The organism is Pseudomonas cremoricolorata (genome assembly GCF_000759535.1).
Classification (GTDB): domain Bacteria; phylum Pseudomonadota; class Gammaproteobacteria; order Pseudomonadales; family Pseudomonadaceae; genus Aquipseudomonas; species Aquipseudomonas cremoricolorata_A.
In genome coordinates, this window is the sequence record NZ_CP009455.1 from 2,280,057 (window position 1) to 2,292,651 (window position 12,595).

General features: G+C 62.4%; 12 protein-coding genes and 1 other RNA gene. 9 read left to right on the forward strand and 4 right to left on the reverse strand.

From position 1 onward, the window contains the following. Window positions 1-3: 3 nt before the first annotated feature. From LK03_RS09925 to LK03_RS09940, 4 genes are all read right to left on the reverse strand, one after another. Window positions 4-582 carry a BON domain-containing protein gene (locus LK03_RS09925; protein WP_038412176.1) on the reverse strand — a complete coding sequence of 193 codons (579 nt, stop codon included), beginning with the start codon at window positions 580-582 and terminating at the stop codon, window positions 4-6. Continuing rightward, the gene (locus LK03_RS09930; RefSeq protein ID WP_028696606.1) at window positions 579-1,172 is read right to left on the reverse strand and encodes a phosphoheptose isomerase; all 594 of its coding nucleotides are present in this window, start codon (window positions 1,170-1,172) and stop codon (window positions 579-581) included. Before LK03_RS09930 ends, LK03_RS09925 begins: the two co-directional genes overlap by 4 nt. 87 nt (window positions 1,173-1,259) lie before the next feature. Then, window positions 1,260-1,631 carry a YraN family protein gene (locus tag LK03_RS21915; protein WP_081951669.1) on the reverse strand — a complete coding sequence of 124 codons (372 nt, stop codon included), beginning with the start codon at window positions 1,629-1,631 and terminating at the stop codon, window positions 1,260-1,262. After that, window positions 1,628-3,442 (reverse strand): penicillin-binding protein activator, encoded by a 1,815-nt coding sequence (locus LK03_RS09940; RefSeq protein ID WP_038412178.1) that lies wholly within the window; start codon window positions 3,440-3,442, stop codon window positions 1,628-1,630. The genes LK03_RS21915 and LK03_RS09940 overlap by 4 nt, the downstream gene beginning before the upstream one ends. Before the next feature lie 186 nt (window positions 3,443-3,628). Between LK03_RS09940 and rsmI the strand changes: the two genes are divergently transcribed. From rsmI to mraY, 9 genes are all read left to right on the forward strand, one after another. Then, complete coding sequence (rsmI, locus tag LK03_RS09945; RefSeq protein ID WP_038412179.1) at window positions 3,629-4,504, forward strand: 16S rRNA (cytidine(1402)-2'-O)-methyltransferase; 876 nt, start codon at window positions 3,629-3,631, stop codon at window positions 4,502-4,504. A gap of 68 nt (window positions 4,505-4,572) precedes the next feature. Next, window positions 4,573-4,932, forward strand: an RNA gene (gene rnpB, locus LK03_RS21660) — RNase P RNA component class A. A 309-nt stretch (window positions 4,933-5,241) separates the two neighbouring features. Beyond that, the gene (gene mraZ, locus LK03_RS09950; protein ID WP_038412180.1) at window positions 5,242-5,697 is read left to right on the forward strand and encodes a division/cell wall cluster transcriptional repressor MraZ; all 456 of its coding nucleotides are present in this window, start codon (window positions 5,242-5,244) and stop codon (window positions 5,695-5,697) included. After that, window positions 5,694-6,641, forward strand: coding sequence for a 16S rRNA (cytosine(1402)-N(4))-methyltransferase RsmH (gene rsmH / locus LK03_RS09955; RefSeq protein ID WP_038412181.1), 948 nt, complete (start codon window positions 5,694-5,696; stop codon window positions 6,639-6,641). Before mraZ ends, rsmH begins: the two co-directional genes overlap by 4 nt. After that, window positions 6,638-6,931 carry a cell division protein FtsL gene (ftsL, locus tag LK03_RS09960; protein ID WP_028696612.1) on the forward strand — a complete coding sequence of 98 codons (294 nt, stop codon included), beginning with the start codon at window positions 6,638-6,640 and terminating at the stop codon, window positions 6,929-6,931. Before rsmH ends, ftsL begins: the two co-directional genes overlap by 4 nt. Continuing rightward, entirely contained in the window at window positions 6,931-8,664 is a 1,734-nt protein-coding gene (locus tag LK03_RS09965; protein ID WP_167334516.1) for a peptidoglycan D,D-transpeptidase FtsI family protein, read from the forward strand. The genes ftsL and LK03_RS09965 overlap by 1 nt, the downstream gene beginning before the upstream one ends. Beyond that, window positions 8,664-10,151 (forward strand): UDP-N-acetylmuramoyl-L-alanyl-D-glutamate--2,6-diaminopimelate ligase, encoded by a 1,488-nt coding sequence (locus tag LK03_RS09970; protein WP_038412183.1) that lies wholly within the window; start codon window positions 8,664-8,666, stop codon window positions 10,149-10,151. Before LK03_RS09965 ends, LK03_RS09970 begins: the two co-directional genes overlap by 1 nt. After that, window positions 10,144-11,511, forward strand: coding sequence for a UDP-N-acetylmuramoyl-tripeptide--D-alanyl-D-alanine ligase (locus LK03_RS09975; RefSeq protein WP_038412184.1), 1,368 nt, complete (start codon window positions 10,144-10,146; stop codon window positions 11,509-11,511). Before LK03_RS09970 ends, LK03_RS09975 begins: the two co-directional genes overlap by 8 nt. Continuing rightward, window positions 11,511-12,593, forward strand: a complete 1,083-nt coding sequence (gene mraY, locus LK03_RS09980) for a phospho-N-acetylmuramoyl-pentapeptide-transferase (protein WP_038412185.1) — start codon at window positions 11,511-11,513, stop codon at window positions 12,591-12,593. The genes LK03_RS09975 and mraY overlap by 1 nt, the downstream gene beginning before the upstream one ends. Window positions 12,594-12,595: the final 2 nt, after the last annotated feature.

The window sequence follows — 12,595 nt, forward strand, 5'->3', positions numbered from 1 at the left end:
GGTTCAGTCGATGTACTCGAACAGCTTGACGATCTTCTGTACGCCAGAGACACCTTGCACAACGTTGGTCGCGGCAGCAGCCTCACCCTTGGTGACCAGGCCCAGCAGGTAGACGATACCATTCTCGGTAATGACCTTGATTCGCGAACTTGGCACGTTCACGTCAGCCAGCATTTGTGTCTTGATCTTGGTGGTGAGCCAGGCATCGTTGTTGCGGGCCAGGATCGAGGAGGGCTGCATGACCTGCAATTCATTGTGCACCCGCTTGACCCGTTGTACCTGGCTGGCGGTTTCCTCGGCCAGGCTCTTGAGGTCGGCGCGCGGGGTCTGGCCGGCCAGAAGCACCACGCCGTTATAGCTGCTGACGACGATGTGCGAGCCTTTGTCGAGGTCAGGGCTGGCCTTGGAAATGTTCACCGAGGCTTTGGTTTCGATCAGCGAGTCGTCGATCTTGCTGCCGATGGTGCGCGTGCCGCGATCGTCGTCAATCGGTGAATTGCGCGATGACGAAACGATTGAGCTGCAGCCCGAAAGCCCCAGACACAAGGTGATGGCCATCAGGCCTAGACGCTTGGAAATCATTCTTCACTCCCGAACAGTTGGCTGTCGATCAGGTCGCACAGGCAGTGGATGGCCAGCAGGTGAACCTCCTGGATACGGGCAGTCACCTGGGACGGCACGCGAATTTCCACATCCTCCGGCAAAAGCAGTGAAGCCATGCCGCCACCGTCGCGCCCGGTCAGGGCTACGACAATCATTTCTCGATCATGTGCGGCCTGAATTGCTTGAATCACGTTGGCCGAGTTACCGCTGGTCGAAATTGCCAGAAGCACATCGCCAGGTTGTCCCAGGGCACGGATCTGCTTGGAAAATACCTCGTTGTAGCTGTAATCGTTGGCGATGGAGGTGAGGGTGGAGCTGTCGGTTGTGAGCGCGATGGCCGGCAGGCTGGGGCGTTCGCGCTCGAAGCGGTTGAGCAGCTCCGAGGAGAAATGTTGCGCATCGCCGGCCGAGCCGCCATTGCCGCAGGCGAGCATCTTGCCCTCGTTGAGCAGCGCGTTGACCATGACCAGGCTGGCGTGCTCGATATGCGGTGCCAGGACGTCCATCGCCTGTTGCTTGGTATCGATACTGGCCTGGAACAGCCGGCAAATTCGGGATTGCATGTCCATCGGGTGTGACCTTAAGAGGGGCGGTGGCCGGCGCGGAGCGCAACCAGGGCCTGCCCGCGAAACATAGAGCGAATGATCGATTCGGGTTCAGCAGTCGAAGGCGTTTTTCAGCCATTGCAAGGGTTCGCCGGCGTGGTCACTGCCTTGAAGCGCGACGACATCGAAGCGACAGGGGTGATTGGCCCAGCAGGCGTGCCGTTGCAGAAACACCGTAGCGGCAAGCGCAAGTCGCTGTTGCTTGCGGTAATCGACACTACCTGCGGCGCCGCCGAAGCTGGCGTGCAACCGGTAGCGGACTTCGACGAATACTACTGTATTGGCGTCGAGCATGACCAGATCAAGCTCGCCGCCACGGCATCGCCAGTTGCGCGCAATCAGGGTCAGGCCAAGTCCCTGAAGGTGTTCGAGGACATGATCTTCGGCCATCCTGCCGGCGCGTGCTGGCGATGCGCTCATCAGCGCGGCGTATCGGGCAGACGCTTGACCTGACCGCTGGCAAACTCGGCCCATGGCAACTGGCGTTCGATGCGCTGGCTCTGGTTGATGCTCAAACTGCCGGACAAGCCTTCGATACGACTGTCAGGCAAAGCCTTGAGCTGGCCGAGGCGAGGGGCCAGGCCATAGGCATCGACGCCCATGGCATACAGTCGGCCCAGGCTTCCAGCGGCCTGTGGCCACTGTTGAACGACCTGCTGACGAAGCGGGTTGTTGCTGTCGAGCAGCCATGGTGTCTCACAGAAACGAATGCCGTTCATGTCGTTGTACTGATTGACGTCACCGCTGGCACTGTAGAGGTTGGACGTGGCGTACACCGGAAGATCGCCCGCGTACTGGAAGTTCAGTGTGGGCTTGATCTGCTGGGCCTGCTGTGGGGTCGCTGCAAGGAACAGGAAGTCACTGTCCTGGCGGCGCGAAGGTTGCGCGGCGACATCGCCGCCTACGGTTTCCTGCAGGCTCTTGGCTCGGCCTTCGCTCTGGCGCAGCTTCAACAGATCGGCGATCTGCTGGGCCAGGGCGACGGGCTGGGCGATACGCTCTGCGGCCAGAAGCGTGCCGCCGTTGCTTTCCCAATCCTGGCGGAAGGCAGCCAGGACGCGATCACCCCACTCGCCGCTCGGCACCATGGCCACAGCGCGGACCAGCCCGTCGGCACGGGCACGGCGCGATACTTCGCGGGCTTCATCCTCGGCGGCCAGGCCGAACTGGAACAACTGGGGCGGCGCTTTCTGGCCTGCGTCGGCGTAGTTCATCGCCAGCGTGGGAAGGGGTAGTTGCGCCATCGCGGCCAGTTGCTTGACCAGCGGCTTTTCCAGCGGACCGACGACCATCTGCGCGCCGGCGGCCTGGGCCTGACGGTAGAAGTCGTCCAGCGAGGTGATTTTCGAGCTGTCGTACACCTGTATGTCAGGTGTCGGCTGGCCTGACTGCTGGGCTTGCAGGTGGGCAGCCATGAACCCGTCACGCAGGGCGCGGGCCACATTGGCGAGCGGGCCTTCCTGGGGCAGCAGCAGGGCGATTTTGGTCAGCGGTTCGCTGGTCAGCTCCTTGAGCTTGGCCAACGGCTCGGGCAGCTTGACCGCGGCAGGGTGATCGGGATTCTGCTTGCGCCAGGCGTCGATCGCCGCCTGCTGTTGTTCCAGGGTGCCGGCACGTTTGAGCGCCAGTGCCAGGCTGGTCCAGCCCGACACGACAGGATTGGCGGCAGGCTGCAGCTGCTCGGCGGGCAGCGCGGCAACCAGGGCCCAGATGGTGTTCTGGTTGGCATCAGCGGCCTGGCCGCTGAGCAGTGGCGCGAGCAGCACGCGCTGCTCGACGGCGGCAAGTTGCTGACCATCGGCCTCCAATGCGGCGCTGTGGACCGTGTACGTGCGCACTTGCTGCGCCTCGGGCAGTTCGCCCAGGCGTTGCAGGCTAGGGTGCTGCAATGCCTTCAGCGCGGCCTTGGGCTGATTGCGGTTCATGGCCAGCTCGGCGGCCAGGGTGCTGGCGAACACTTGCTGGGCAGGTTTCAGCGCATCGAGCGAGACCTGCTCGAGAATGCGTGCCGCACGGGGTAGATCCTTTTGCTGGTAAGCCATGTCCGCGGCGCTCAGACGCAGCGAAGCCGCCTCGGCTGCAGACTTGCTGGAGTCGGCGCGCTCGAGCAGTTGCTCGATGCTGGCGTCCGGCGTGCGCGGCAGTTCGCCCAGGCTGGATGAGGGCGAGCTGGCGCACGCTGCGAGCAGTGCAGCGAGGCAGAAGGCTGAGAACAGCCGCAGGCAAGCGGTCATGGAAGGGTCCTGTTACGAGGTCAAGGTGGAAGCGATTGTACCCAAGCACCCGCCGCGGCGCGATGCTACCGGCGCTGACGCCTTACTATAGGTCGGCCTGGGTATTTCGCGGCTGAAGATCGTTGCTCGTCATTACCGGCGCTCGGGCTACAATGCCCGCTTTGATCTGGATGAGCAGGTGTTTGAGTGACTGACGATGCAGGGGTTCCCAAGTCCGCCAAGGGCAGGTTGTACGTGGTGGCCACACCCATCGGCAACCTCGATGACGTGAGTGCGCGGGCCCTGAAGGTGCTGGCTGACGTCGCGCTCATCGCTGCCGAGGACACTCGGCATTCGATTCGTCTGATGCAGCATTTCGGTATCACCACTGCGCTGGCGGCCTGCCATGAACACAACGAACGCGATGAAGGCGGGCGCTTCCTGGGGCGTTTGCTGGCAGGGGATGACGTGGCACTGGTGTCCGATGCCGGCACGCCGCTGATCAGCGACCCTGGCTATCACCTGGTGCGCCAGGCCCGTGCTGCCGGTATCGAAGTGGTGCCTGTGCCGGGTGCCTGTGCATTGATCGCGGCGCTCTCGGCTGCCGGCCTGCCGTCTGATCGCTTCATCTTCGAAGGCTTCCTGCCGGCCAAGGCGGTGGCGCGTCGCGGGCGTCTGGGCCAGCTCAAGGAAGAGCCGCGCACCCTGATCTTCTATGAGGCGCCGCACCGGATTCTGGAATGCCTGGAAGACATGCGCAGCGTCTTTGGCGAGGACCGGCCGGCGGTGCTGGCACGGGAAATCAGCAAGACGTTCGAAACCATCAAGAGCCTGCCGCTCGATCAGCTGTGCAGTTTCGTCGCAGGCGACAGTAATCAGCAACGCGGGGAGTGCGTGGTGCTGGTGGGCGGGTGGGTCGCGCCCGTGGGCGATGAGCAGATAGACAGTGAAGCGCAGCGCGTGCTTGGCCTGCTGCTGGCGGAAATGCCGCTCAAGAAAGCCGCTGCACTGGCCGCTGAAATCACTGGAGTGCGCAAGAACTTGCTCTACCAGTTCGCTCTGGAACTGCAAAAAGACAAGTAGTGGCATTACGATATTGTTTAACGATGTTGCTTGTTCTTGAGCGGCGCTGCCGTTACCCTTGGCGGCGGAGAGTCGGTTGGACAGTCGCTGCCTTCTTTTGTTCCGCAAAAGAGGGGGGAGGAAAGTCCGGGCTCCGCAGGGCAGAGTGCCAGGTAACGCCTGGGAGGCGCGAGCCTACGGAAAGTGCCACAGAAAATAACCGCCTAAGCGCTTCGGCGCCGGTAAGGGTGAAAAGGTGCGGTAAGAGCGCACCGCACGTCTGGCAACAGTTCGTGGCTAGGTAAACCCCACTCGGAGCAAGACCAAATAGGGTTCCTTAAGGCGTGGCCCGCGTCGGAACCGGGTAGGTTGCTAAAGGCGTCCAGTGATGGCCGTCGTAGAGGAATGACTGTCCTCGACAGAACCCGGCTTACAGACCGACTCTCCACCTCATTTCCCTCGCTTGCAAACCATGGCAGAAGCCCTCTGCTAATGCCGAAAAAATCTTAGTCTTAATAAACAACATTAACTATGCGCTGTAGGCGTATGAGTTGTGTTGCTTTTTAAGATCCGTTGCCTCCCCCTGTGCTTCTTCCCTCTTCTTTTTGTGCGCTAAATCGCCTTGCTCTAAGGGTTTTCCGCGTGAACGTGCCTTGACGGTGCAGCGGGCGGATTCCTATAGTGTGCGCGAGTGGCGAAAAGTGGGAGTAAGTGGGTTTTTTGCCACCATCTAGCCAACATTTTGGGGAATCACAGTCGTGTTTCGCGGAGCCAACGCCGTCAGCCTGGATGCCAAAGGCAGGCTCGCCATGCCGAGTCGGTATCGCGACGAGCTGGATTCGCGTTGCAACGGCCAACTGATCGTCACGATCGACGCCGTAGACAAGTGTTTGTGCGTCTACCCGCTCGATGAGTGGGAGCAAATAGAAGCCAAGTTGCGCGCATTGCCGTCCTTGCGTGAAGAAAACCGCCGCCTTCAGCGCCTGCTGATCGGCAATGCGGTTGATCTGGAGCTCGATGGCAGTGGGCGCTTTCTCGTGCCGCCACGGCTGCGTGAGTACGCCCAGCTGGACAAGAAAGCGATGCTGGTAGGGCAGCTGAACAAATTCCAGCTGTGGGATGAAGAGGCCTGGAACCTGGTTTCGGCCGCTGATCTTGCAGCTATTCAACAACCGGGCGCTGTGCCCGACGATTTGCGTGACCTGATCCTGTGACTATAGATAGCGGCTTCAACCACATCACCGTGCTGCTCGACGAAGCTGTCGAGGCATTGGCCCTGCGCGACGAGGGTTGCTATCTCGATGGCACCTTCGGCCGGGGTGGGCATAGCCGCCTGATTCTCAGCAAGCTCGGAAGCGCCGGACGGCTCCTGGGCTTCGACAAGGACCCACAAGCGATTGCCACGGGGCAAGCGCTGGCGGCCGAAGACGGCCGCTTTGTCATTGTGCAGCGTAGTTTTGCCGAGCTGGCAGATGAAGTGTCCGCGCGCGGGCTCGATGGCCAGGTCTCCGGTGTTCTGCTCGACCTTGGTGTGTCATCGCCGCAGTTGGATGACCCTGAGCGCGGCTTCAGTTTTCTCAATGACGGCCCGCTGGACATGCGCATGAACCCCGATCAGGGCTTGAGCGCTGCCCAGTTCATCGCCAGTGCCGATGAAGAAGAAATCGCCCGGGTATTCAAAGAATACGGCGAAGAGCGCTTCGCCCGTCGCATGGCGCGGGCCGTGGTCCAGCGCCGCGAACAGCAGCCGTTCACCCGCACTGCCGATTTGGCTGAAGTGCTCAAGGTCGCCAATCCGGCCTGGGAAAAGGGCAAGAACCCGGCAACCCGTGCGTTCCAGGGGCTGCGCATCCACGTCAACAATGAGCTGGGCGATCTGGAAACCGGCCTGCAGGCAGCGTTCGATGCGCTGGAGGTTGGCGGTCGGCTGGTGGTCATCAGTTTCCATTCCCTCGAAGATCGCATCGTCAAGCTGTTCATGCGCAAGCTGGCCAAGGGCGAGGCCGACAACCTGCCGCGCAACCTGCCGGTGCAGCACAAAGTCTTCGAACCTTTGGCGCGGCTGATCGGCAAGGCCCAGTTCGCCTCCGAAGAGGAACTCAAGGCCAACCCACGGTCGCGCAGCGCGGTCATGCGGGTTGCGGAGAAACTCCGGTGAGCAAGCTCTTCGCCAAGCCGCTGCCGGGCGGAAGCTTCCTGATGCTGGTGCTGTTCGTCGGTGTATTGGTATCGGCCATTGCCGTGTCCTATAGCGCACACTGGAATCGCCAGTTGCTCAACACCCTCTACGGCGAACTCAACGACCGCGACAAGGCCCAGGCCGAGTGGGGGCGACTGATTCTCGAACAAAGCACCTGGACGGCCCATAGCCGTATCGAGAACCTGGCCAGCGAACAACTGAAGATGCGCGTTCCGGCTGCGGACGAAGTTCGGATGATCGCGCCATGATGAAGCTTGAAGGCGCACTCTACCCCTGGCGCTTCCGCGTGGTGATCGCACTGCTGGCGATCATGGTGGGTGCCATCTGTTGGCGCATCATCGATCTGCAGGTGGTTGACCGTGACTTCCTCAAAGGCCAGGGCGATGCCCGCAGCCTGCGCCACATTCCCATTCCGGCCCACCGAGGCCTGATCACTGACCGCAACGGTGAGCCGCTGGCGGTCAGCACTCCTGTGACCACGCTGTGGGCCAACCCCAAGGAAATGCAGGCCTCCAAGGACCGCTGGCCACAACTGGCAGCGGTGCTTGGGCAAAACCCGCAGCAATTGACCGAACGCCTCACCCAGCAGGCCAGCAAGGAATTCATCTATCTGGTGCGCGGCCTGACGCCCGAGCAGGGCCAGCAGGTGCTCGACCTGAAAGTGCCCGGCGTCTACGGCATGGAGGAATTCCGTCGCTTCTATCCCGCCGGTGATGTCACCGCACACATGGTCGGCTTTACCGACCTCGATGACCACGGTCGCGAAGGCGTTGAACTCGCCTACGACGAGTGGCTGGCCGGCGTGCCTGGCAAGCGCCAGGTTATCAAGGACCGTCGCGGCAGGCTGATCAAGGACATCCAGGTCACCAAGAATGCCAAGGCTGGCAAGACCCTGGCCTTGTCCATCGACCTGCGTTTGCAGTACCTGGCTACCCGTGAGCTGCGCAACGCCATCGCCGAGCAGGAAGCCAAGGCCGGCAGCCTGGTGATCATGGATGTGAAAACAGGCGAAGTGCTGGCCATGGTCAACCAGCCCACCTACAACCCGAACAACCGCCGTAGCATGTTCCCGGCGGCCATGCGCAACCGGGCGATCATCGACGTGTTCGAGCCCGGCTCCACGGTCAAGCCGCTGTCGATGAGTGCTGCGCTGCAAAGCGGCCGCTGGAAGCCGACCGACAAGGTCGAGGTCTACCCAGGCAGCTTGCAGATCGGTCGTTACACCATCAAGGACGTATCCAAGAGCGAAGGCCCGATTCTCGATCTGACCGGCATCCTGATCAACTCCAGTAACGTTGGTATGAGCAAGATCGCCTTCGACATCGGCGGCGAGGCCATCTACCGCGTCATGGCCCAGCTGGGCCTGGGGCAGTACACCGGCCTGGGCTTCCCCGGTGAGCGGGTGGGCAACCTGCCTAACCACCGCGAGTGGCGCAAGGCCGAAACAGCCACGCTGTCCTACGGCTATGGCGTCTCCGTCACCGCGCTGCAACTGGTGCACGCCTACGCGGCGCTGGCCAACGACGGCAAGATGGTGCCGCTGTCGATTCTCAAGCTCGACAAGGAGCCTGAGTCCAACCAGGTGGTGCCGAAGGAAACCGCCGAGACCATTCAAGGCATGCTCCAGCAGGTGATCGAAGCGCCTCGCGGGGTCTTCCGCGCGCAGGTGCCGTTCTATCACGTGGCCGGCAAGTCCGGTACGGCGCGTAAAGCCACCGTGGGCTCCAAGGGTTACACAGAGAACGCCTACCGTTCGTTGTTCGCAGGCTTCGGGCCGATGAGCGACCCGCGCTACGCCATCGTCGTGGTCATCGATGAGCCGAGCAAAGGTGGCTACTTCGGTGGTCTGGTATCGGCGCCGGTGTTCAGCAAGGTGATGTCGGGCACTCTGCGTCTGCTCAATGTACCGCCAGACAACCTGCCGCCCCCTGCCGAAGCACAACAGGCCAATTCAGTACCCGCTAAAGGAGGGCGTGGCTGATGACGATGCCATTGAGCAAGCTTTTCGCCCACGCCAGCCGTGATCCTTTGATTCGCGAGCTGACCCTCGACAGCCGTCAGGTACGCCCGGGCGATCTGTTCCTGGCGGTGCCCGGCGCGCAGCTCGACGGTCGTCAGCACATCGCTGATGCGATGTCGCGTGGCGCTGCCGCTGTGGCCTACGAGGAACAGGGCGCCACCGTGCTGCCGCTGACCGATATTCCGCTGATCCCTGTCAGAGGGTTGATCGCGCAGTTGTCGGAAATCGCCGGGCGTTTCTACGGCGAGCCGAGCCGCCAGCTGGACATGGTCGGTGTCACCGGGACCAACGGCAAGACCAGCGTCACCCAACTGGTGGCGCAGGCACTCGACCTGCTGGGCCAGCGCTGCGGCCTGATCGGCACGCTGGGCACCGGTTTCCACGGTCATCTGCAAAGTGGTCGCCTGACCACCCCCGACCCGATCGCCGTGCAGTCCACCCTCAACGACCTGAAAAAGGCCGGTGCCCGGGCCGTGGCCATGGAAGTGTCTTCCCATGCCCTGGAGCAGGGGCGGGTTGCCGCGCTGGCCTTCGATATCGCCGTGCTGACCAACCTGTCGCGTGATCACCTCGATTACCACGGCAGCATGGAGGCCTACGCTGCCGCCAAGGCCAAGCTGTTCGCCTGGTCAGGCCTGCGTTGCCAGGTGCTGAATCTGGACGATGCCTTCGGTCGCGATCTGGCGGAGGCGTTCGCTGCACGACCAAGCACTGAATGCGTCGAAACCCGTCTGATCAGCTACAGCCTGGAGCATCCCGAGGCTTCTCTTTATTGCCGCGAAGCGCTGTTCAGCGACGATGGCGTGCAAGCCGTGCTGGTCACTGCCCAGGGCGAGCGCACGCTGCGCAGCCAGCTGCTTGGCCGTTTCAATCTGAGCAACGTGCTGGCTGCCGTGGCGACCTTGCTCGCCCTGGATTACACCCTGGATGAAATTCTTCGCGTGGTGCCGCAGCTGCAAGGGCCGGTAGGGCGCATGCAGCGTCTGGGTGGCGGCGACAAGCCGCTGGTGGTGGTCGACTACGCCCACACCCCGGACGCGCTGGAGAAAGTCCTCACCGCGCTGCGTCCCCATGCTCGCGGCCAGTTGCTGTGCCTGTTCGGCTGTGGCGGCGACCGCGACCGTGGCAAGCGGCCGCTGATGGCGCAGGTGGCCGAGAGTCTGGCTGATCAGGTGCTGGTCACCGACGACAACCCGCGCGGTGAAGACCCTTTGCAGATCTTTGCCGATATTCGTCCCGGCTTCGCTCGTGCCAGTGAGGCGCTGTTCGTACCGGGCCGCGCCGCTGCCATTGCTCAGCTCATTGCCCATGCAGGTGTCGAGGACGTCGTCGTTCTGGCTGGCAAGGGCCATGAGGACTACCAGGAAATCGCCGGTCAGCGCCACGCGTTCTCTGACATTGTCGAGGCCGACAAGGCCCTTGCCGCCTGGGAGGTTCCCCATGCTTGAGGCCATGACCCTCAGCCAACTGGCCGTGCCGCTGCAGGCCCGGGTACTGGGCCGTGATGCCGCGTTCGAGGGTGTCAGCATCGACAGCCGTTCGGTCAGCGCCGGGCAGTTGTTCGTGGCGCTGAGCGGACCACGTTTCGACGGTCATGACTACCTGGCCGAAGTGCAGGCCAAGGGTGCCGTTGCGGCATTGGTCGAGCGTGAAGTACCAGAGGTGGATCTGCCCCAGTTGCTGGTCGCCGATTGTCGCGTGGCGCTCGGCCAGCTGGGCGCATTGAACCGTGCCGCATTCACCGGCCCGGTTGCAGCCATTACCGGCTCCAGCGGCAAGACCACCGTCAAGGAAATGCTCGCCAGCATCCTGCGCCAGCGGGGTGAAGTGCTCGCCACCCGCGGCAACCTCAATAACGATCTGGGAGCGCCGCTGACGCTGCTGGAAATCTCGCCACAGCACAGCGCAGCGGTGATCGAGTTGGGTGCCTCGCGGATCGGTGAAATCCGCTACACGGTCGGCCTGACGCAACCCCAGGTAGTGCTGATCAACAACGCCGGCACCGCCCATGTCGGTGAATTCGGTGGCCCTGACAAGATCGTCGAGGCCAAGGGTGAAATTCTCGAAGGGTTGAGCGAAGGCGGTACCGCTGTGCTCAACCTGGATGACAAGGCCTATGCCATCTGGCAGCGGCGCAATGGCGCGCGCCGGGTAATCGATTTTTCCCTGAGCAACCCGCAGGCCGACTTCCATGCCAGCGACATCACTCGTGATGCCCGCGGCTGCCCAGCCTTCACCCTGCACGGCGCGCAAGGCCAGGGCGCGGTGCAGCTGAATCTGCTCGGCACGCATAACGTCAGCAATGCCCTGGCCGCTGCGGCAGCTGCGCACGCCATGGGCGTCGAGCTGACGCAGATCGTCGCCGGGCTCAACGCCGTGCAGCCGGTCAAGGGCCGCACCGTGGCGCAACTGGCGCCGGGTGGGGCCTGTGTGATCGACGACACTTACAACGCAAATCCCACCTCCATGTGCGCCGCCATTGATATACTCGCCGGCTTTTCCGGCCGCACCGTCCTGGTGCTCGGGGATATCGGCGAACTGGGGCAGTGGGCCGAGGAAGGTCACCGTGAAGTCGGTGCCTATGCACGCGGCAAGGTCGATGCCTTGTACGCGGTGGGCGCCAACATGGCTCACGCCGTCAGTGCCTACGGGCCACAAGGCCACCACTTCGCTTCTCAAGCCGAGCTGATCGAGGCCATTCGCGGCCAGGACACCGGCAACACCACCATTTTGATCAAGGGTTCTCGCAGCGCTGCGATGGAAAACGTCGTGGCGGCTCTGTGTGGTTCCAGCGAGGAGAAACATTAATGCTGCTGCTGTTGGCTGAGTATCTGCAACAGTTCCACAAAGGCTTCGCGGTCTTCCAGTACCTGTCGCTGCGCGGGATTCTGGGTGTACTGACCGCGCTGTCGCTGTCGTTGTGGCTGGGTCCCTGGATGATTCGCACCTTGCAGATGCGTCAGATCGGTCAGGCCGTGCGTAATGACGGCCCGCAATCGCACCTGTCCAAGTCAGGCACACCGACCATGGGCGGTGCGCTGATTCTTTCTGCCATCGGCATCAGCACCTTGCTGTGGGCCGACCTGAGCAACCGCTACGTATGGGTGGTGCTGATCATCACCCTGCTGTTCGGTGCCATCGGCTGGGTCGATGACTACCGCAAGGTGATCGAAAAGAATTCGCGCGGGCTGCCAAGCCGCTGGAAGTACTTCTGGCAATCGGTGTTCGGCCTGGGTGCCGCCATCTTCCTCTACAGCACGGCGCCAACCAGCGTCGAGACCACGCTGATCGTGCCGTTCCTCAAGGATGTGACCATCCCCCTGGGCATCGGCTTCGTGGTCTTGACCTATTTCGTCATCGTCGGCTCGAGCAACGCCGTCAACCTGACCGACGGCCTGGACGGTCTGGCGATCATGCCGACCGTGATGGTTGGAGGTGCGCTGGGCATCTTCTGCTACCTGTCGGGCAACGTGAAGTTCGCCGAGTACCTGCTGATTCCCTATGTGCCAGGGTCGGGCGAGCTGATCGTGTTCTGTGGTGCGCTGATCGGCGCCGGTCTGGGCTTTCTGTGGTTCAACACCTATCCGGCCCAGGTGTTCATGGGCGATGTCGGTGCGCTGGCACTGGGCGCCGCGCTGGGCACCATCGCCGTGATCGTACGTCAGGAAATCGTGCTGTTCATCATGGGCGGGGTGTTCGTGATGGAGACCCTCTCGGTCGTGATTCAGGTCGCCAGCTTCAAGCTCACCGGCAAGCGTGTATTCCGCATGGCGCCGATTCACCACCACTTTGAACTCAAGGGCTGGCCCGAGCCGCGCGTGATCGTCCGTTTCTGGATCATCACCGTGATTCTCGTGCTCATCGGCCTTGCCACCCTGAAACTGAGGTAGAC

What these genes read in the sequence shown, in the direction of transcription:
- LK03_RS09940 (WP_038412178.1), bottom strand. Translation starts at nt 3,442, where the DNA reads ATGACCGCTTGCCTGCGGCTGTTCTCAGCCTTCTGCCTCGCTGCACTG.
- LK03_RS09965 (WP_167334516.1), top strand. Translation starts at nt 6,931, where the DNA reads ATGAAGCTTGAAGGCGCACTCTACCCCTGGCGCTTCCGCGTGGTGATC.
- LK03_RS09925 (WP_038412176.1), bottom strand. Translation starts at nt 582, where the DNA reads ATGATTTCCAAGCGTCTAGGCCTGATGGCCATCACCTTGTGTCTGGGG.
- LK03_RS09930 (WP_028696606.1), bottom strand. Translation starts at nt 1,172, where the DNA reads ATGGACATGCAATCCCGAATTTGCCGGCTGTTCCAGGCCAGTATCGAT.
- mraY (WP_038412185.1), top strand. Translation starts at nt 11,511, where the DNA reads ATGCTGCTGCTGTTGGCTGAGTATCTGCAACAGTTCCACAAAGGCTTC.
- LK03_RS09975 (WP_038412184.1), top strand. Translation starts at nt 10,144, where the DNA reads ATGCTTGAGGCCATGACCCTCAGCCAACTGGCCGTGCCGCTGCAGGCC.
- LK03_RS09970 (WP_038412183.1), top strand. Translation starts at nt 8,664, where the DNA reads ATGACGATGCCATTGAGCAAGCTTTTCGCCCACGCCAGCCGTGATCCT.